Here is a 20,389-nt window from a genome sequence, read left to right on the forward strand (position 1 = left end):
TAGGGACGCCGCGAATTCAAGGCTTTGGACATGAGCCGCTAGGCTTGTGGATGAATTAGCAATAAAAGAGAAAGTCTTTTGACTTTTGAAGCCCCTACTTCAAACAGACCGTAAGGTCGTTAAGTGGTGGGTAGTTTACGTTCCCTAACATGTCTGTTACTATATTAGAAGATAAACATCATCCTTATTTAGAAAACAAAGACGAGTTTAAGCGTATAATTTGGGGATTTGTCCTAAATACATCTACTCTTAAAACAACTTAAATATACTCATGAGAAAAGGAATTGTGGGAAACTATGGGTTTACTTGCTTTTGAATGGTACGGGAAGCAAGAGCATTCTATAACTTCATTTAATTAGCATCCTTCTTTGTTCTTCTACTATGTTTCAAATGCGAGATTACTTCTAACTTAAAAAGAAACAAGAAATGAGTGATCATGACACTAGAAGGGGCTAGCTCCTCACTTCACCCCAGCCATCGCACTCACACCCAAAAACAAGAGAATTAAGTAATATGCCGTTTTCAAAATAAAAGATTTGAATAGTATGTAGCGTAGGACAAACCCTACTCTATTGAAAAATGAAAGGAGTGAAGTCAATTGGCTATTATTAAACCATTTATGGCTAATAGACGGTTTAACTCAACAATTAGCGTTGGAACAGGAACAGGTGCAACTTTCAATATATTAGCAACTGCTTGTACTAATGATGCTGGTGCTGCAGCTACGGCATTTCCTTCGTCATTTGCATATTATAATTTGTATTTGAACGGACAATTACAAGCTGCAAGTGATTCCAGTGTAACTACAGCAGCTATTACAATTCCTAATGCAGATGCTTTAGATCCTGGTGTTCCAGTTACGATTGAGTTTGTTGTAAACTAATACTTTGCAATAAAAAAGCGGATTCTTTTAAAAGAATCCGCTTTTTACTGATTGATTAAAATAAATTGAAGTGTGATAGGAGTCCCAGCTGGTGGAACTTCATCGGTAAGTAGTGTCAATGTACCTGATTGTACGTCATAAGAATTCGTTGATTGTAAAATGCCGTTTATAAACAAATTCATATATGACACTTGTTTTGGTGCTAAAATTTCTGTAACTCCAAGTTGAGGTAAACCATCAACATTTTTATATACAAGTTTTGTACCATCAGAGACTGTAAAAAACATTAGATTTTTAACAGAAACCAGACCTTTAAAAGGGGGGCCTTGGGGACCCTGAGGGCCTTGAGGGCCTACTGGTCCTGGTTGAGGAAGAGGAAGAGCGCATGGAAAATAACAAGGTGACCCCTTTTTTTTAGAAGAAAATCTCAAAATAATAACCACCTTTTATACAAACATATGAGTATATTCTTACTATATGCAGAATGGGAAAATGTGTATATAACTAGGCAAGCCCTAATCGTATTAACTAAATCTTTTTGGGTTCTTTCACTAAAGATTCAGGATAGTTTAATAAGCGTAAGTAATTTTTAGGTGAATGTTTAGTCCGTATTCATTCGTAAATTTGTTTGAACTGGTGAAAAAATAAAATGTGTAACAGTATGTGCAAATGGATTTACATCTTCGATGAATTCCTCCGCTTTGGCGAAATTTTCAAATTGCATCTTTAGCATATAACAAGTATTTCCTGCTATACGGTAACAAAATTCTACGTTAGGAAGTTTCTCTATATAATTTTTAAACGATTTATAGTCTCCGTTTTTAACTGTTGCTTCAATTATACATTGAATAGGTAAACCTAATTTCTCGTAATCAATTTCTAAAGTATATCTTTTAATTATTCCAAATGACTCCATTTGTCTTACGCGTTCTGTTACGGATGGCGAAGATAAATTAACTCTTCTTCCAATTTCACTCATTGATAAACGACTATTATTATGTAATTCATCTATTATTTTTTTATCAATATTATCTATTTTCATATTTAAATAAATATCCTTTCTTTTGTTGATTATTTAAAGTGTTTTTAGATAATTCGTTTCTAATTTAATGTGATTTAATAATATTATTTTTTATAATTAATATAACAAGGAGGTGCTTTAAATGGCAAGAATTATTGAATCAAATTTGGGGGAATCACCATTTCAAAGACTTTTAGGGCATAACATAGAAGTGATGAAAGGGTGGTCTCATTTGGGAGATGTTTTAGAAAAAGAGGGACTGCTCTCTGCTGAGTTAAAGGAACAAGTAAGAAGAACGTTAGCACAAAGTAATGGCTGTGAGTACTGTAAAGCGAAAGGAAAACCTGAGTTTGATAAGTTTAATGAAAAAATATCTACTGCAGTAGGATTTGCGGAAGTGTTTTTAAAGCAAAAGGGAGAAATATCAAATTCAACTTTTGACATTTTGAGGGAATGTTTTAGTGAAAAAGAAATAAGTGAGCTGTGTGCATGTATTGCTTTTACCACTGCTTCGCAATATTTTGGTGCGATGCTGAAATTAGAAGCATTAGAGTAATTATAAAATATGTAATGGAGTATCCTTTTTAAAAAATATTAGTAACATTATTGAAAGCATGTTTTGAATAGATTCAAAACATGCTTTTCTTTTACACACTAACGTTTTTCTTCTTCACTGACACAAATTTTTCATCTAAAAAGTTCGTACCTATTACCCCGAGAATAATCATGACTGCTCCGATGATATGGTAATACGTGAGCTCTTCTTGTAAGAAAATTACACCAGCGAACATCGTAATTAAAGTGGATACATTGCTAAATACACTCATTTTTGATGCTTCTACAATGGATAAAGCGTAATTTGATAGGAATGCTGTTAACAGTGAAGAAAGGATTCCTAAATATAAGATGGAAACTAGAAATAACGAGCTTGTAAAGGGCTGAAAATAGAGATGCATCGTTCCAGCTGCAATATGATTTCCAATAGACAACGTATTAAAGCAAACAAACCCAATTACAGTCATCATATACGTTACATCGATTAATCGAAATTGTTTTGTCATCTTTCGTGCTAGAACGTTATAACCAGCTGATGATAATGCTGATAAAAGAATAAGTATAACACCCGTAAAACTGGTAGCATGAGAGCCTAATCCTTTCATAGCAAAAATGAAAATCACACCAGATACAGATAAAAGAAGGGATAATTTTTGCCAAATTGTTGTTCGTTCTTTTAAAAAGTAAGAGGCGCATACCATTGTGAAGATAGGAATGGTAGCCTGAATAATTCCTGCTTCAGAAGAAGATGTATACACTAATCCAAATGCTTGAAAAGTAAAGAATAAAGCCGGATATAGAATGGCTACAGGTAAAATAGAAAGCATATTTTTAAATGTAATATTTAATTTGATCAAACCGAATATTACTGGAATAGATGCGGTTAGAAAAGAAACGGTAAATCGATGAGCTAATGTATCCAGTGGTCCCGTGATTGTAAAGGTTAGTTTTACAAACATAAATGAAAAACCAATAATGAATGTATAAAGAATGGCTGCGGCGTATGCTTTTTTTATTTGTGTCATAATCACACCTCGTATCATCAATTTTCTTACTGGCCAGTATATGTAAATGGTAATGTTTTCTTGTGGGTGCTACAATACAAATAAATACAATCTGTACCGGTACAAAAATATATAGAGGTTTAAGCGTGTATAAATATTTAATTGTTTTTAATGATTTAGAAAAGTTAATTCAAACTGGTGAATTAAAAGAAGGAGATAAATTACCTTCTATTCGATTTTTAAGTGCGCGTTATCAATGCACGAAAAGTACCATTATTCGTGCGCTTCAAGAGTTAGAAAAAAGACATATGATATACTCCGTTTCGAAAAGCGGATACTATGTTGTGAAAAAAACAAACGAAAATCATGTTAGGTATAGTAGTGTCATAGATTTTGCAACATCTGCACCTGATCCGGATGTTTTTCCATATTTAGATTTTCAGCATTGCATGAATAAAGCAATTGATACATATAAAAATGATTTATTTATATACGGAACTCCGAAGGGATTGCCTTCGTTAATTCGAGTTGTTCAAAGGCAATTAACAAACTATCAAGTATTTACCAATGAAGAAAATATTTTTATTACATCAGGTGTTCAGCAGGCATTATCTTTGTTAACTTCTATTCCGTTTCCAAATAAAAAGAAAACAATTCTAATTGAACAGCCGAGTTATCATTTGTTTATCGAATATTTAGAAACGCATGGCATCCCTGTGAGTGGCATAGAACGAACAGCCGAAGGGATCGACTTAAACGAATTAGAACATATATTTCGAACAGAAGATATTAAATTTTTTTATACAATGCCGAGATTTCATAATCCATTAGGAACATCGTATTCTAAGAAAGAAAAGGAAGCTATTGTCCGTTTAGCGAAGAAGTATGATGTGTTTATTGTGGAAGATGATTATTTAGCGGATTTAGAAAGAGATGCTAAAGCAGATCCAATGTATAGTTATGATGATTCCTCCCATGTTATTTATTTGAAAAGTTACTCTAAAATTATTTTTCCAGGACTCCGAGTTGGTGTTGCAGTGATACCTGATTGTTTAGCTGAAAATTTCTTTACTTATAAAAAATTACTAGATATCGATAGCTCGATGATTTCACAAGCAGCTCTAGAAGTTTACATAAAGAGCGGTATGTTTGATCGGCATAAACAAAAAATTCGTGATTCCTATTACGAAAGATCCAAGAGATTAGTGGCTTCTTTGAAAGAATGGAGTAGTATGAACAAACAGTTATTTCAATATCACGATACAAATTTGCCGTGTGTGCATACACATATCATTCTAAATAAGAAGGTTATCGTGCAACCGCTTATTCGAAAGTTACTACAAAACAAAATATTACTAGATTCGATTGAGAAAAATTATTTATCTTCGTTTCCAAAAGAAAAAATATTAAAATTGAATGTGTCGAATGTAAAAACAGAAAGGATTGAAGAGGGGGTATATAAGATTATCGATGAATTGAAACGTATATAAATTAAAGGCGGAATTATTATATTTTTTCGAAATGGATATTTATGTTAAGATAGAAAAAAGATTATGAAGAAATGTACTTAAACTTAACGAGTGCTTTAGAAAAGGTGATGTTTATGAAAGAAGTTAATTCGAAAACGATTCATCCATCTATAAGGAAACTTTTATCCTTCGCTACATCAGATTTTAAAGTGGAGCAAGAATATGGAGAATATTCAAAATTATTAAATCGAAAATTATATAGTTTGGAGCTTGAGAGAGAAATTGTTGGTTGTATAGGCATTGAAATTATTAGTGTAAAAGAATGTGAAATTAAACATATTGCAGTATCTTCAGTTCAACGGGATAAAGGTATTGGTAGCAATATGATTAATTATATCTCTAATAAATATCCATTGATTTATGCTGAGACGGATAATGATGCAGTGGAATTTTATCGGAAATACGGTTTTGAGATAACAAGTCTTGGTGAAAAGTATCCAGGTGTAGAACGTTTTCTATGTGAATTTAGAAACGAATTACGAACTAACAAGCGCTTTAGTGTAGAAAGAACATAAAAATGTCGATTCCTTAGGGAATAGCGTCAGGTTTATGCGGATTTACAACGTTAAGCGGAAAAACTAACGGGTGCAGGTTAAGTTAGTAAGAGGATTAGATAAAACTGTGTCGAATATACTTTATTGGGTGAAATTAAAGTCTTGGAGGATACATTTTGAAGAAATATGAGATTAAAAATAACATTCCAACATTGGAAGAATACAAATATTTGTGTGATTCTGTGGGATGGACTAATTATATGAATTTTGAAGTGGTGGAAACATCACTTCAAAATTCTATTCACTGCATCACAGTCAATGATAATGATCAAATTGTGGGTATGGGGAGAATTGTTGGTGATGGGGCTATCTATTTCTATATTCAAGATATAGTGGTTCATCCAGATTATCAAAAGAATGGTATTGGAAAGGAAATAATGAATATTTTGGTTGAATACTTAAATCGGAATGCCCCAGATAAAGCGTTTATTGGTTTGTTTGCATCACAAGGTAAAAAATCATTCTATGAAAAATATGATTTTAAAGATTACTCACCCAACATGACGGGGATGTTTACTGTAATTTCAAAAAAATAGACATAATAAATTTGAAATTTTAGAAGAAGACCTGAATCAACATAGCTAACGGGGGCTTTAGTTGAATAAGAACAAATAAAAAAGTCGATTTTTTGGTTAAGAGATCGATTTTTTTTAATGGGTTGAAACCTCCTTAGCGTTGTAAAATTGCAATTTCCTGACGGTACCCCTTTAGGAATCTTGTTTGACATATGTTATCAAGACCTAATATTTAGAAGATGTAGACTTCTTGGTTAAAAATGTTAAAAAGGAATCTAGGAAAAAATGTTGAAATAACTTATAAAAAAGCTAGCTCTAAATAGGGAAGGAAGGTTAGATGAAAAAAATCTTAAATAAGTTATAAATTATAATTATTAGATTAGGTTTATACCATCCACGAGCCCCTCCATTTTGAATTTTTATGTAAAACTAACTATATATTCGGAGGGGAATTAGATGAGAAATGAACAAGAAATGATGGACCTTATAATAAACATGGCCAAGGAAGATGAACGTATTCGGGCAGTCTATATGAATGGTTCACGAACAAACCCAAATGTACCAAAAGATATGTTTCAGGATTATGATGTTGTTTATGTTGTGACAGAAACAGCACCTTTTATAAAAGATAAGACATGGATTCATGCTTTTGGAGATTTAATAATGATGCAAGAACCTGACAAAAGTGATTTTGGCAGGGGAATTGATTTTGATTTTGCTAGGTCTTATGGTTTTTTAATGCTCTTTACAGATGGAAATCGCATAGACCTTCGTATCCAAACAAAAGAAGTTATGTTTGAAGAGTATGAAAAAGATAAGCTCACTCTTCCCTTAATGGACAAAGATAATCTTTTGCCAGCAATCCCTTATCCTACCGATATAGATTACCATGTCAAAAAGCCGTCCAAAAGTGAATACGATAGCTATACAAACAATTTCTGGTGGTGTTTACAAAATGTTGCAAAAGGAATTTGGCGTGATGAACTCCCATATGCAAAACTAATGTTTGAATATACGACGAGAGATTCTTTGGATAAAATGGTTACTTGGTGGATTGGAATACAAGAAGATTTTCAAGTTTCACCAGGAAAGTTAGGGAAATATTTTAAGGAATATCTTCCAGAATCATATTGGAAAATGTACAAAGAAACCTATTCTAATTCTGATTATAAAAATATATGGGAATCAATATTTGTTACTTGTGAATTATTTAGAATCTTATCCAAAGATGTCGCTGAACACTTTAATTTCACATACCCAATTGAGGATGATAGAAATATGACTAAATACCTTAAACATGTTAGAGATTTACCTTCTGATAAAGGGGCGATTAAATGATTGAAATAATCTATGATGCCAGTACCCTCTTCCTCAAGGAATGAGAAGGGTGAAGCCCAATGAGTAGGAAGGGGACAAATTTTGGTTGGCGAAAGCCAAAGGAATGAAAAAGGAATTTCCTCAAATCAGACAGAATGTATGTAAAGAATGCTTTTGGTCTCAAAGCTATTGTTTGCTGACTGTAGGCGGCACACTATTAAAAGTTCTAAACCAATACATCGAAACACGAAACACAAGGACAAAACGAATGGGAGGTGATGACAATGTTGTTGAATCAAAAATATGAAATCTTTCCAACAGAAGCGCAAAAAGAAGTGTTAGACCGTTGGCTACAATATTGTCGTCAAACCTACAATTCAGCCTTGCTAGACAAAGAACGGAAATATAAGAAAAACAAAGAAAATTACGATCGTTATGATATGCAAAGACAACTTACATTGGACAAGAATGCGTATCCTTTTCTAAAAGAAATGCCTTCTCAGCCTTTGCAAGAAGTGTTTGCACGTCTGAAAAAAGCGTTTAATCATTTCTTTCGTAAAGATGCAAAGTATCCAAAACAGAAAAAGTATAAAGACTACAAGAGTATGACGTTTCCGCAATTTGGATTCAAACCAATTAGAGCATGTTTTGATCAATCTTTTTTCAAAACATGCTCTTCATAATGGATTACTTTTTATTTACTTGATAATATAACCGGTATGAAGATCCACAACAGGGATGTTGTTTATCTTCATACCGGTTATATCACTTTGCTGTATTTCCACATCCCTAAGGTTACTATGAGTTATTTTACTACCTTTAAGATTACATCTTTTAAACGTAATTGGATTATCTTCTTCTCCAAGATTTGTATCAACGAAACGAACCCCATCTAAAGTCACTAAGGCCATTTCACTGTTAGAAAAATTTAAATCAGCAAACAATGTGTTTCTAAAATTTATATTATGGAACTTTGAATGACTAAGATTACAGTTGTTAATATGGCTGCTCATCATGTTACTGTTGCTAAAAGAACTGTCTTTTAAAGTTACCTGATAGCACTCCGTCTTAGCCATATTGCAGCTTTCATACTGGGTATCTGAAATATCCTCATTTTCAACTAAGTTTTCTATTCTAGATGAAGTTTCTATTCTCTTTATGTAACAATAATCATCTTCTGTTTTAAAGGTTGTTTTATATCCCATTTTTTCATAAAAGAAGTGGTTGTTGATTTGTCTACTAGATGTTTCAAGATCCCAAGTCCTCACATTTAAAAACTCTTGTTCTATCAAAGTTATGACTTTTGACCCTATGCCTTTCCCCTGAGAGTTAGGGTCTACAAAAATACGGTCTATTCTCCCAAAAGACTGACCTGAAATCGTGACAATAATTCCACCCACAATCATTTCGTTGTATAGAATTTTGAAGCAATTTAACTCCTTGATCATATACTTGGTCATTTCAATTGAAGCATACCCTGGTGGCTGAATGTTATAGTCAATTATATTCTCTTGATTTGGGAACCATTTTTTTGCTTCTTCATTAAAGGTCTTTTTTGAAATCTCTGTTAATGTTTCAGCGTCTATAATAGATGCTTTCTCAATCCTTATTGCTGACATTTAAACGTCTCCTTTAAACTAAAATAGGTTGTCTTCAATCCTTATATTACCATAAAAAACAATCTTTAGTTTTCAGTTGGCCTGCTTGGATTGTTTAAACATTCAAATATTTTGTTTATATTTTAGTATGTATAAAAAGAGAGGATATTCGTCTCTATAATAAACGAACGAATCTCTCTTCATAATATTAATGAGTAAAAGGAAATTCGTATTGAAATGGGGAATAATACATTACTACCTATTAATGAGGGAGAAAAGACAAAACGAATAACATTCATTTAATAGAATGAGGGGGATTATTTTGAGCAATCGAACTTTAAAACTTACTAAAGCAATTCATAACATAATAGATGAACAATTTTCTGGAGCTATTTACATCAAGGATAACAATGAAGTCTTATTTGAATCGGCATTTGGTTATGCGAATAGGGCTGATAAAAAATTGAATACTGTTCATACACGCTTTGGAATTGCATCTGGCTGTAAGTTGTTTACAGCTGTTGCTATTTGCCAACTTGTTGAAAAAGGTTTACTATCATTTGAAACTCGTCTTGAAGATTGTTTAAATATAAAATTCCCGAATTTTAACAAAGACATAACAATTCATCACCTTTTGACTCACACTTCTGGAATACCAGACTATTTTGATGAACAAGTAATGGATAACTTTGAGGATCTTTGGAAACAAACACCTATGTATCTTTTAAATGACGTAAAAGATTTTCTTCCTTTATTTCAAAAGGGGAACATGATGTTTCAACCTGGAGAGAAATTCCACTACAATAATGCTGGATTCATTGTTTTAGGTTTAATCGTAGAACAACAATCAGGACTTTCTTTTACCAACTATATTGAATCAAATCTCTTCCAACGATGTGGAATGAATGATTCAGGATATTTTTCTTTAGATCAACTCCCTAAAAACACTGCCTATGGGTACATAGATAATAAAGATGGAACATGGAGAACGAATATCTACTCTATTCCGATAAAAGGTGGAGCTGATGGGGGGGCTTTTATCACATCATCAGATATGATCAAATTTTGGGAAACATTGTTTAATCATCAGCTTTTGAGTAAAGAATGTACAGAAATACTTTTGAATTCACAAACCTATGTTAAAGATGGGGTAGATTATGGGTATGGACTTTGGATCACTAAAAGTGAAGAATCTATAATTAAATATCATGTAATGGGATATGACCCTGGCGTGAGTTTCCATTCAGCTTTTTATCCTAAGTCAGGAATCAAGATAGTAGTATCTTCAAACAAAAGTTCAGGAGCCTTTGAAGTAATGAAGGGGATTGAAGAAATTATTTTTGAGAGATGATCAAACATTATTTGATTAAAGGACCATATAGTTGAATAACAAAAGGAAAAATTTTTCAAATGATATCCGGTTTAAAAAGAGGATTTTATATTTATATAACGAAATAAATTAAAAGATAAGGGAGGCGATATTATGGATATGAAAATGAAGAAAGGCATGGAGAACACGTGTAAAAATTATAAGGAAAAGGAGTTTTTCTATTGAACCAAGCTTTGCTTATTATTGATGTCCAGCAAGAATTAGTTGATGGTAATAATGAAACGAAAAGTGTGTTTAATAAAGAAGTATTATTAGATCACATTAACTTAGTTATTAATAAGGCAATAGAATCACAGGCTTTAATCGTCTTTATAAGGGATAAAGATGTTGCTGAAGGAAAAGGTCCAGGGTTTCAAATACACCCGAAAGTAAAAGTGCCAGTCACTGCAAAAATATTTGATAAAGCAGCTACAAATGCGTTTTATGGTACACCATTAATGGATTTTTTAAAGGAAAACGAGATTGAGCATCTTGTTATTATGGGATGTAAAACAGAACACTGTATTGACACGGCGGTTAGAACCGCAACGGTGAATCATTTTGATGTTACTTTAGTTGGGGATGGTCATTCGACAACAGATTCTTCAATTCTATCTGCTGAAAATATCATAAGTCATCATAATGAAATACTTCATGGTCATTATAATGTTGACAATTTTTCTGTTGTTCGGACTACCCAAGAAGATCTGTTTCAACCAATCCATGACAATTACCGGTAAATCGCCATTTGTCCACTTCATTTGAAAAGCGCGAAAAAATTATGGAAGATCCCAACTTATATATAAACGGCGTTATTGTTATATTTTAAAATGTGGTGAAGTATTTTTTACCAAAATGAAACACGTATAACCCCGTCTTAAAATTAGAACGGGGTTATATGTGTTTCAGACATTAGAATGTAATACATTTATTGTAATTTTACAAAAGGAGAGGAAAACTTTGAAAAAGTCAACTCATTGCGTTAGAAAAGAATTAAATCAGTTAATCCCTTTCCTCACTTCTTTAGAGGCAGTAAATGAAACGATATTTTTTAGTCCTATTTGTGAAGGGAAATGGTCAACGGCTGCAATTATCTCTCATTTCATGTATTGGGATCGATATATTTTAGAAGAACGTCTTGAAGGTATGGTGAACGGAGAGATACTTCCAAAATCTAAAGTGAATGTAGAAGACATGAATAGGCTGGCCAAGGGATATGCACATTCAGGAATTAGTAAGGTACAATTAATTCAAGAGGTCTGTGAAACAAGACAAAGATTATTAGATTCGTTAGCCGATAGCGATTTAGAGGGGATTTTCCATATAGAGTCAAATGAAATGACAGTGGATAAATATTTCAGAGGAATGGTGGAACATGACATCTATCATATAAAGCAAATTAAAGGATTTTTAAACTTTAGAGACAATTAAGTTAGTTATAAATATTAATAAGGCTAAAAAAAGAAACATGAGGGAAAATATGAGTAAAAAAAGAAAAAGAAAACAGAGAAAATATAATCAAAGGCAGCAGGCTATTAAAATGCAAAAAATAGCCCCGGAAATCAATTCGTCTAAAAGATTGATAGCTAAAATAATATATGGAATAACAGCAGCATGTATATGTGGAAGTTTATTTTTATTTGTTAAACCAACTCGTTTTTTGGATTCGATGATAATTTTTCTGGTAATGATGGCATTACTTTTTCTATATCTTGCATTGTTTGTACTGTTCGAGGAAGACAATAAGACTAATAACAATATAAATAAAGGAAAAAAATCGAGAAATGGCTCTTCAGGTTCATCATGGGGATATTGGGATAGTGATAATGGATGTGATAGTAGCAGTGATAGTGGATGTGGCAGTTCAGGAGATGGTGGGGGAGATGGCGGAGGAGGAGATTAGAAATTGGCTATCTTCTTCTAACCGGGATTGAGCTTAGTTAATTATTTCGAAAAGTTCTTGAACTCGACTGCGTTTTAGACAGGAATACAATTTATTTTACGCTAACAAGAAAAACAAAACTGCCAATTATTGCTTTTAAATAAAGTTTGATCAAAAATACCTCACAAATCTATATTTTGCGGTAAATAAGAAGAAACCATTTTGAAAAGACTTTTTGATCAAAATGGTTTCATATCCAGCTGATTTAAGTTTTGGTTTTATAAAGAAGTTTGATTATTTCTGTAATCCTTATTCCATTAAAGCGCCCGTTTGTTGAATAAAGAATCTAATCGTACAGTGGATATCTGTATATTTTTTACTCCGATTATTAAAAAGAAGTGATAATGCAAGCTGTTATTACAACATATTGCCACTTTCAACTTAGTTGTCATTAGAATGTTGTTCTACAAAATCAAGGATTTTAGCATTAACTTCGTTAGAGAACTCACCATTGATTGCGTGAGATGCATTTTTCCAGTTAACGATATCGATATCTTTAACATATTTTTTCCCAGTTTCAACTGCTTTTGCTGAATCGTGCATTGTACTTTTTTCAGCCATTAATGCAAGAACTGGAACATTGATATTCTTTAAATTCTCTTTAGTAAATAGATCAGGCGCTGGGGTTTCAAGTTTATAATTACGCATACCCGACTCAATTAATTTAGCAATAGGCTCATCGTCATTTGCTTTTGCTCCTCCAGAAACATAGCTTAACATCTTTTCTCTTATAAACTTAGGTACAACAGGTACGGAAGCTGGAATAGATGCAAGAATCATCTTTATGGGCATTTGTGCAAATACAAAGACTGGGTCCAATAAACTAGCCGAAGCAATATGCTCTGGATTATATCTGGCCAAATTCATTGTTGTCCAACCACCAACTGAGACACCCACGATATGCACTTTTTCTAAACCTAATCCTTCAATCGCTTCATTTAACCATTCTGCTTGTTGCTTTTGGCTTTCAATCACCTTCATTTGCACACTCATACCAGGTTCACCGAGTAAATCTATCGTGTAAACTGGTCTTTCCTCTCTTAGCCCTTCTAAATTCGGTACCCACATTGGAGTAGATGCACCACGGCCAGGGAGTAAGAGTATTGGATCTTTATGTTTGTTTTCCTCTTTAGTAAAGTAATAAGCACGAACTGTGCCATATTTCGTTTTTATATCTTTCGTCTCGTTAGGCTTTGGAAGAAGTGCCATTGATTCATCGTAAGCAATTTGAAAGTCTTCCTTCCCTTCTTTAGATGTAAAGTGACCAATCTTGTTATCATCTCTCTTCATTTTAACTCCTCCTCTTTTGACAAAAATATTGATGAGCTCTATCAATATAATCATCACAATAATCCATTAAAAATTTATCTCCTTCAGGCCAAAACGCACTTTGGTTTAACGATTTAGAAAATGCTTCATGTATTTCTTGATTGTCATCAGTTGCATATCGAATAAGGGGAGGACTAGAGGCTAACCTAGCGTTAGTCCCAAGATGGTCACAATGAGCGCAACGGCCATCAAGATCCAGCTAGGATGAAGGCGGCGCATTACCCAAAGAGAGATGATAGTACCATACAAATAATAATTACCTAAAAGTAAAAAGTTTCAAAAATCTTTAAATAAGTTCCGCCCTTTATATTCTTATTCAATATTAGAGCCTTTTTATTCTTTATATCCTTTAAATGAATTACATATAGGCGGGATAACTGCCCGTAAAAGCCCGATTGGTGAGGGCTTTCCGTCAGTGGGGGATGAAGAAAACCTCCACTGACGGAAGTTTCACTTTATTGTATTTTATCTTTGGAATGCGCAATATTATTAATTTCCATTCAAATGATAGATTAGTTGCACAACGCCAGAGGAGAACGTTCTTGTATTAATCATTTTTAAATTCATCCTCTGTTTTATATCAATAAACAACGGTTTTCCTTCTCCTAAAATAACAGGGTGAACAGATAATCTAAATTCATCAACAAGCCCTAAATTGATAAAAGTTGTAATAAGACTTGCTCCGCCATAAAGCCAGATGTCTTTACCAGGCTTATTCTTTAATTTATTTACTTCTTCAAAAATATTATCGTTTATGAATATTGCTTTACTATCAGTTCCTTTTTGCGTTTTGGAAAACACATATTTTTCTTTACTATGAACTAATTCCCAAATTTCTTTTTCAGTATCAGTATCTTCAATTCCTGGAGTAAATTGTCCCCATAAATCGAAGCTTTTTCTTCCATATAAAATAGTATCAATTTGATTTAAGAAATTAATAAACCCCATCTCAGAGTCCATGATGCACCAATCAACTTCCCCATTTTCTCCTTCAATAAAACCATCTAAAGTAACTGCTAAATCTAAAATTATTCTTCTTGGTCTTACGTTATTGGACATAATTCTTCCTCCCTTTAATCATTTAGATATTGTTTCTCCTGTCAAGTTTTTGTGAGTTCTGAATAAAGTTGCTGATGTTATTAAACTAACCTGCTCTTTAACTTAATAACAATCATCTCAAATTTCCATTATTCCCACAATTCATTTAAGAATATGGCCCTTTAACGGAACAACTTATTGTCACTCAACAGTTCCTTAACCGATCTTTTAATTCGGATGCTCTTTTCTTTTTTACTATAAAAACACCCCTTTAGATAACCATATCCAAAGGGGTAAAACGATACAACTTTTTTACAAACGGTATAACTTTCTTAAACTGTATTCATAATGATTTAAAAACCACTTTATTAAAAAATTAAATTACTGCATCAAAGTCAATTGATTTAGGCATAGAGGCTGCTTTTTTCATAAGCACTTCCCATAATTGTACGGATTTGTTCCACTCGGCTGCGCCCTGTTCCTTTTGATACATAGCATTCTCATAACTGAGAGTAAGTTGCTGCATATCAGTCGAACTGTAAAGCGTGTCGATACGGAGTGCGTACTCTCGTAATGTTTGACTTTCATTTCGGGGTATACCGATTCTCGCAAATTGTTTTAAAAGTGCATCGTAGGCTTTTGGATAAACGGCATCACCTTTTCGGTATTTATAGAAAAGAATCACAAAAAATGTAAGCCATTTCATTCTAGTGGTAAAGAGAATGTACCCTATGATACTTATTGGTATAGTAGAGAGGAATACATACCACCAAGAAAATTCTTTTTTAGAATTTGTAATCTTTTTGGTAGAAACTTCTTCTGTATTTTCTATTAAACTTTTGAGTTTTGCTTCATTGTTCCGCTGCTGCATTTGTTCGTTGTTAGAGTTGATTACTTCGCTATTTTGCGAAGTAGAAGCTGGAGCGTTATTTATAAAATAATATGGATTGGTAAATCCTTTTGTTGGTTCGAACGGAATCCATCCGTATCCTGGAAAGTATACTTCGACCCAAGAGTGTGCGTTATTGTTTGCGATTTTATAAACGTTATCACCTAATGTATTGTCAAGAGTTCCTTCTGTATAGCCTTTTACCCAGCGAGCTGGAATCGAGGCGGAACGTAGTAATACAATCATAGACGTCGAAAAATTATTACAGTATCCTCTTTTTGTATCGAAAAGGAATTGATCTACATAATCTTGGTTTTTGGCAGGCACCATGACATTGATTGTTTCGTATACAAAAGAATTGTCTGTTAAGTAATTTTCAATAGCTAATACTTTATCATAGCGGTTGTCTTTATCATTTGTAAGATTGACAGCTAAGTCTTTTACTCGCTGTGGTAATGATTCGGGAAGCTGTGTATACTTAGTTCTGAAATAAGAACTTGTTTCATGACCTTCATTTGGTTTTACAGCTTTCAAATTTTCTATGGAAAACTGCGGGGTCTCATATGTTACTTTATACGAATTTAAAGTAGTAGAAGAGTCTCCGTTCATTGTATAAATTTTTTCTGAAAATGGATCAACGCTGTATGATATGTCAGAAGTAGCCTCAACTGATACTAATCCTGCTGGATAAATAAGGTGAGGATAACTTTTTTGCATAGTAATCGTTGCTGCGGTTGTCTCCATTTTTATGTTTTGTTCGTACCAGCTCATGACGTCATTTTTATTTTTAAAAGAAATTTTTTTTGGCTTTTCAGAAACTTCCCAGCCTTTTCCCGTATAAAAGTCTTTTGTTTCTACTCTCCAATATTGTTTGTTTTGCGTTTGCGCTGTAAAAACAATTGTATGATCTGCCTCAAAAGGACCGCCTAATTGCGAGTCATCTAAACCGTACCCGATTTTAGAAACTTTTGGTTTCTCATTTGCTTCAGATGTTTTGAATTTTAAAAAATTCATCGGATTGGTCCATTGAGGGCCGAATTTTGGAGCAAAGTATGCAATGGTTGTGGACAATACAATAAATATCGCAAGAGGTCTAAGTAATTTTGTAAGATGTCTAGCATAATTTTGTAATTGTTCACTCGCTTTTATCCGTTCGATTTGAAGAAGACTAAGCATAAAAAAGCCGATGACAACGGTACGAATAATCGCATAATTTGAATTGTATAAATGTAAGTTATGAAAAGTCGAGATATAAATGATAGTCAAAATAAGAAATAACAATCCGCGTTTTTTATGAATCATCCAAAAAGAGATGAAAGAACTCAAAAACCAGAATGATAGAAAAAATAAGAATGTCGGAAAAACTGGAGAAATATCTAGCAAATTTCCCTGAAAAAACAGGGAGGCGTTTTGAGAAATATCAGAAAAGAATGTTGTGAGCCAAGATGGATTTATAAAGGCATTTTTATAATATAAGGAATGAATAATGAATAAAATTGTTACAACCTTAATTGGAATTTGCCACTTCGTTTGAAAAAAAGAGAGAGTGAAGCAAATTCCTATAAATATTACAAAAATATCTAGTCTACCTACATTTGTAATACCTATAAGCGGCCTTACCCACTCTAGTAAAAGAAGAAATCCGCATATATGTATAAAGAATCTACTCATATCCCATTGATTTTTCACTTGTAATGTTTTCATTTGCTCACCTCAAAAAACACGTTCGTATAACGGTTTTCATAAACCACTTTTACCATTATTTTTCGTTTTTGTAGAGTTTCTAGTATACTTAGTTCTCGATGTGAGAGTTGGTTTGCTTTTTCTTTCACGACGAACACTATTAATTTTCTATTTTTTATCGCTGCGCAATCAGCTGCTTTTTGAATATCGAGAGAAAGATCGCTTGTGACAAGTATAGTAGTGATTGGCTGATACATTTTTCTTAATTCCATTTCTACACTTTGAGAGAGCGGGAATATACTGTCTGCTTGTACTTTCGCTAAATGACAAAAGATTTGTTGCAACTGAGTATCTCCATTATCTAAAGGGAATACAGTTCGTTCTTTTCCGACAGACACGAATGACGCTGGTGAATTTTGCTTCAAGACAGCCTTTACAATAGAGGCAGTAAACGTAACAACTGATTCGAATAGGGAAGATGGGGTTCTGTCCATGAATATCATGATATTATGGCTGCGCTGTTGCTCAAACTCTTTCGTCATAATATTGTTTGTTCGAGCAGTTGCCTTCCAATCAATCCATGAAAAACGATCACCAGGTTTATATTCTCTGACACCGACAGAGACTGTAGAGTCTTTTGTTAAATTTATATTTGCTGAAAGTGCTCCTTGTTCAAAATGATTTTCTAATTGTCGATAAGTTATATCTACATACTTGGGATAGACTAAAAATGTATCAGGGACTGAAAAAAATGTCTCTTTTTCCATAATACCGAATAGATCGCCAGTTTTTACACGTATGCTCGAAAAAGTGTGCTCTCCTCTAGGGATTGTATCGATGACATATTGAAACGAAATACTTTGTTTTAACCCTGGAAATAGTATTACTTTATTCGCCCTTGTTTGTTTATAATTTGTAAATTGTGGAGGCAGTTCATCTTCTACAACTAAATAAAGTAAGGGGAAAGGCAATTTTCTTTTTATTGTAATAGTGCTTAAAAATTGTTCTCCCGCCAAATATTCTTTTTGATTCGTTATTCGTCTCACTTCAGCGTCCCGTAAGGCGTAGAAGGGAAGTAGTAATGCGTAAAGGCTGAAAGGAATCGTACTGTAAAACAAAAACCAACTTACAAACCCTCCTTGCAGCATAGCATATACAAATGTTAAGACAAGGAATAGAGGGATCAACAACAACTTGGCAACATGATAAATTGCTCGTAGTAGTCGTTTCATCAAAGGTTCATCGTCCTTTGAGTCGGTACGGAAGTACGGGCAACGATTTTTGCGATAACTTTTTCTCCCGTTATACCTTCAAATTTCGCTTCCATTTTTAGAATAAGTCTGTGAGCTAAAACGTAGGGCGCTAAAAATTTAACGTCGTCTGGAATAACATAATTTCTGCCATGGATGAATGCAAAAGCCTGTGAAGCCTTCATTAAAGCAATAGACCCACGTGGACTTGCACCTAGCTGTATGGAATTATAAGACCGGGTTTGAGTGACAAGTTTTACAATGTAATGTTTGATTTCTTTGTCTATACATACTTCCCGTGTGCATAGTTGTAATTTCAATAATTCCTCTATTGTAATAATAGCCTGTAAACGGGAGAGAGGATTTGTTTTTTCCATACGATTTAAAATTTCAAATTCTTCTTCTGGAGTAGGATAACCCATTTTTAGCTTCAATAAGAAACGATCGAGCTGAGCTTCTGGCAAAGGATATGTTCCTTCATACTCAACCGGATTTTGCGTCGCCATTACAAAGAACGGTTTTGGTAACAGTCTTGTGATGCCATCTATTGTGATACTACCTTCCTCCATACTTTCAAGTAAGGCCGATTGTGTCTTCGGTGATGTACGATTAATTTCATCAGCAAGCACAAAGTTCCCCATAATTGGCCCAGGCTTAAACTCAAATTGTAATTCTTTTGGATTATAAATAGAAACACCTGTTACATCTGACGGCAGTAAATCAGGTGTGAATTGAATTCGCTTGTAATCGGCATCAATGGATTTAGAAAGGGCGCGGACTAACATTGTTTTTCCGACACCCGGAACATCTTCTAATAAAACATGCCCTTCAGCTAAGAGAGCTGTCAAAGTTAGGATCGTTTCTTTTCGTTTTCCTACCATCAATTTTTCAATATTGTCAATTATTTTTTCTACAATTGGATGTAATGTATCAAGCTGGGTCATTGTAATCCTCCTAAATTTTATAATCGTTTTCTAGTTCATTTACTGTGAAATAGAAATTAAGTTAAAGAAATGAGTTTTCTTCGGTTTATTGCAGTAGAATAGTAATCTAAGAAATAATTAGCATTTGTATTATATAAGTTAAAAATTGAAACCTATATTTTAGCTGGGAAGCCTTTAATCATGTATAGAAAAAGTTTAAATATAAAAAACATAATGACATACTTTATAATTTCGATATATCCAAAGGAAATCCTATCCTTAATTTCGTAAATATTCAGATTATTATTTTTAGTTCTACCTAATATCAGTGTTACTGATTTCTCTTAGTACCTTTTACGCAAGACCTTAGGAAAGCTTGAGAGTGTCATACCTGTGGCCTATTTGATTATTGTGGGTTTCCATGAATAATGCCATATAGTTGTTACACTATATATTCACATTAATTAACAAATTAAAGTTCAATTGTAACAATATGGTATAATTAGTTTATAAAGGTAATAATTAGTTTTTGAAAAATAGATAAAGAGGGGGGATTTTAATGGTATATATGCTTGTAAATATAGGAATTAGTCTATTGATTGGTATCATATTCATATTATCCGCACTACTATTAAAAAAATATCCAACTACAGATATTAATGCAGCATTTGGCTATCGAACGCGTCGATCTATGAAGAATATAGAGTTATGGCAGGCGGGGAATAAATATAGTGCTGAAATTATGAGGAAAAATGGTTTTTTAATGATTCTTATAGGAAGTATAATTAGCCTAACATTCAGGTATCCACAAACAATAATTGCACTCATAGCTCTTATGATACTATTAATAATTATTATGTTTGTTAGGGTAGAGACGAAATTAAAGGTAATGGAGAAATAATATAATAATTAATTACAAAATTTTTTATAAAAATCGTATCATGATTTATAGTTGAAGAATCCATTTTGCTCGAACTTTTTCAAAATGGA

At 33.1% G+C, this 20,389-nt stretch carries 22 protein-coding genes; 13 read left to right on the forward strand and 9 right to left on the reverse strand.

Annotation, left to right across the window (positions count from 1 at the left end; genetic code table 11):
• The first annotated feature begins 598 nt into the window (after positions 1-598).
• Complete coding sequence (locus ACIGHG_RS18405) at positions 599-883, forward strand: DUF4183 domain-containing protein (RefSeq protein ID WP_336473326.1); 285 nt, start codon at positions 599-601, stop codon at positions 881-883.
• A gap of 44 nt (positions 884-927) precedes the next feature.
• On the opposite strand, the gene ACIGHG_RS18410 is transcribed toward ACIGHG_RS18405, so the two are convergent.
• A complete protein-coding gene (locus tag ACIGHG_RS18410) occupies positions 928-1,170 on the reverse strand; it encodes a DUF4183 domain-containing protein (RefSeq protein ID WP_396549816.1) in 243 nt (80 codons plus the stop codon).
• 314 nt (positions 1,171-1,484) lie between these two features.
• On the reverse strand, positions 1,485-1,925 hold the full coding sequence (locus tag ACIGHG_RS18415) for an Lrp/AsnC family transcriptional regulator (RefSeq protein WP_396549818.1): 441 nt from the start codon (positions 1,923-1,925) through the stop codon (positions 1,485-1,487).
• 121 nt (positions 1,926-2,046) lie between these two features.
• Here ACIGHG_RS18415 and ACIGHG_RS18420 point away from each other — a divergent pair, with 121 nt between their 5' ends.
• A complete protein-coding gene (locus tag ACIGHG_RS18420) occupies positions 2,047-2,460 on the forward strand; it encodes a carboxymuconolactone decarboxylase family protein (RefSeq protein WP_396549820.1) in 414 nt (137 codons plus the stop codon).
• A gap of 91 nt (positions 2,461-2,551) precedes the next feature.
• Here the strand turns inward: ACIGHG_RS18420 and ACIGHG_RS18425 are convergent, their stop codons facing one another.
• Positions 2,552-3,484: a DMT family transporter gene (locus ACIGHG_RS18425; RefSeq protein ID WP_396549822.1), complete on the reverse strand. Its 933-nt coding sequence runs from the start codon at positions 3,482-3,484 to the stop codon at positions 2,552-2,554.
• A 125-nt stretch (positions 3,485-3,609) separates the two neighbouring features.
• On the opposite strand from ACIGHG_RS18425, the gene ACIGHG_RS18430 reads away from it, so the two are divergent.
• The 6 genes from ACIGHG_RS18430 (at position 3,610) to ACIGHG_RS18455 (ending at position 8,061) form a co-directional block, all read left to right on the forward strand.
• Positions 3,610-4,953: an aminotransferase-like domain-containing protein gene (locus ACIGHG_RS18430; RefSeq protein ID WP_396549824.1), complete on the forward strand. Its 1,344-nt coding sequence runs from the start codon at positions 3,610-3,612 to the stop codon at positions 4,951-4,953.
• 113 nt (positions 4,954-5,066) lie between these two features.
• Positions 5,067-5,507, forward strand: coding sequence for a GNAT family N-acetyltransferase (locus tag ACIGHG_RS18435; protein WP_396549934.1), 441 nt, complete (start codon positions 5,067-5,069; stop codon positions 5,505-5,507).
• Between the two features lie 155 nt (positions 5,508-5,662).
• A complete protein-coding gene (locus ACIGHG_RS18440) occupies positions 5,663-6,082 on the forward strand; it encodes a GNAT family N-acetyltransferase (protein WP_003210015.1) in 420 nt (139 codons plus the stop codon).
• A gap of 435 nt (positions 6,083-6,517) precedes the next feature.
• The gene (locus ACIGHG_RS18445) at positions 6,518-7,399 is read left to right on the forward strand and encodes an aminoglycoside 6-adenylyltransferase (protein WP_396549826.1); all 882 of its coding nucleotides are present in this window, start codon (positions 6,518-6,520) and stop codon (positions 7,397-7,399) included.
• A 103-nt stretch (positions 7,400-7,502) separates the two neighbouring features.
• A complete protein-coding gene (locus ACIGHG_RS18450; protein WP_396549936.1) occupies positions 7,503-7,685 on the forward strand; it encodes a transposase in 183 nt (60 codons plus the stop codon).
• Positions 7,663-8,061, forward strand: coding sequence for a helix-turn-helix domain-containing protein (locus ACIGHG_RS18455; protein WP_336473335.1), 399 nt, complete (start codon positions 7,663-7,665; stop codon positions 8,059-8,061). The genes ACIGHG_RS18450 and ACIGHG_RS18455 overlap by 23 nt, the downstream gene beginning before the upstream one ends.
• A gap of 15 nt (positions 8,062-8,076) precedes the next feature.
• On the opposite strand, the gene ACIGHG_RS18460 is transcribed toward ACIGHG_RS18455, so the two are convergent.
• On the reverse strand, positions 8,077-8,997 hold the full coding sequence (locus tag ACIGHG_RS18460; protein WP_336473336.1) for a GNAT family N-acetyltransferase: 921 nt from the start codon (positions 8,995-8,997) through the stop codon (positions 8,077-8,079).
• A 286-nt stretch (positions 8,998-9,283) separates the two neighbouring features.
• Between ACIGHG_RS18460 and ACIGHG_RS18465 the strand changes: the two genes are divergently transcribed.
• From ACIGHG_RS18465 to ACIGHG_RS18480, 4 genes are all read left to right on the forward strand, one after another.
• Entirely contained in the window at positions 9,284-10,327 is a 1,044-nt protein-coding gene (locus tag ACIGHG_RS18465; protein WP_336473337.1) for a serine hydrolase domain-containing protein, read from the forward strand.
• A 200-nt stretch (positions 10,328-10,527) separates the two neighbouring features.
• Positions 10,528-11,085: an isochorismatase family protein gene (locus ACIGHG_RS18470; RefSeq protein ID WP_336473338.1), complete on the forward strand. Its 558-nt coding sequence runs from the start codon at positions 10,528-10,530 to the stop codon at positions 11,083-11,085.
• A gap of 220 nt (positions 11,086-11,305) precedes the next feature.
• The gene (locus ACIGHG_RS18475; protein ID WP_396549829.1) at positions 11,306-11,776 is read left to right on the forward strand and encodes a DinB family protein; all 471 of its coding nucleotides are present in this window, start codon (positions 11,306-11,308) and stop codon (positions 11,774-11,776) included.
• A 49-nt stretch (positions 11,777-11,825) separates the two neighbouring features.
• Positions 11,826-12,248, forward strand: coding sequence for a hypothetical protein (locus ACIGHG_RS18480; protein ID WP_336473340.1), 423 nt, complete (start codon positions 11,826-11,828; stop codon positions 12,246-12,248).
• Between the two features lie 420 nt (positions 12,249-12,668).
• Here the strand turns inward: ACIGHG_RS18480 and ACIGHG_RS18485 are convergent, their stop codons facing one another.
• The 5 genes from ACIGHG_RS18485 to ACIGHG_RS18505 form a co-directional block, all read right to left on the reverse strand.
• Entirely contained in the window at positions 12,669-13,577 is a 909-nt protein-coding gene (locus tag ACIGHG_RS18485) for an alpha/beta fold hydrolase (RefSeq protein WP_396549831.1), read from the reverse strand.
• Between the two features lie 528 nt (positions 13,578-14,105).
• Positions 14,106-14,675 carry a dihydrofolate reductase family protein gene (locus ACIGHG_RS18490; protein ID WP_396549832.1) on the reverse strand — a complete coding sequence of 190 codons (570 nt, stop codon included), beginning with the start codon at positions 14,673-14,675 and terminating at the stop codon, positions 14,106-14,108.
• 355 nt (positions 14,676-15,030) lie between these two features.
• The gene (locus tag ACIGHG_RS18495) at positions 15,031-17,247 is read right to left on the reverse strand and encodes a transglutaminase TgpA family protein (RefSeq protein WP_396549834.1); all 2,217 of its coding nucleotides are present in this window, start codon (positions 17,245-17,247) and stop codon (positions 15,031-15,033) included.
• Positions 17,244-18,458: a DUF58 domain-containing protein gene (locus tag ACIGHG_RS18500; RefSeq protein ID WP_396549938.1), complete on the reverse strand. Its 1,215-nt coding sequence runs from the start codon at positions 18,456-18,458 to the stop codon at positions 17,244-17,246. The genes ACIGHG_RS18495 and ACIGHG_RS18500 overlap by 4 nt, the downstream gene beginning before the upstream one ends.
• Entirely contained in the window at positions 18,458-19,420 is a 963-nt protein-coding gene (locus tag ACIGHG_RS18505; RefSeq protein WP_336473344.1) for an AAA family ATPase, read from the reverse strand. The genes ACIGHG_RS18500 and ACIGHG_RS18505 overlap by 1 nt, the downstream gene beginning before the upstream one ends.
• Before the next feature lie 538 nt (positions 19,421-19,958).
• Here ACIGHG_RS18505 and ACIGHG_RS18510 point away from each other — a divergent pair.
• Entirely contained in the window at positions 19,959-20,300 is a 342-nt protein-coding gene (locus ACIGHG_RS18510; RefSeq protein ID WP_336473345.1) for an SdpI family protein, read from the forward strand.
• The last annotated feature ends 89 nt before the right edge of the window (positions 20,301-20,389 follow it).

It is taken from the genome of Bacillus sp. NPDC077411, assembly GCF_044543425.1.
Taxonomy (GTDB): domain Bacteria; phylum Bacillota; class Bacilli; order Bacillales; family Bacillaceae_G; genus Bacillus_A; species Bacillus_A bruguierae.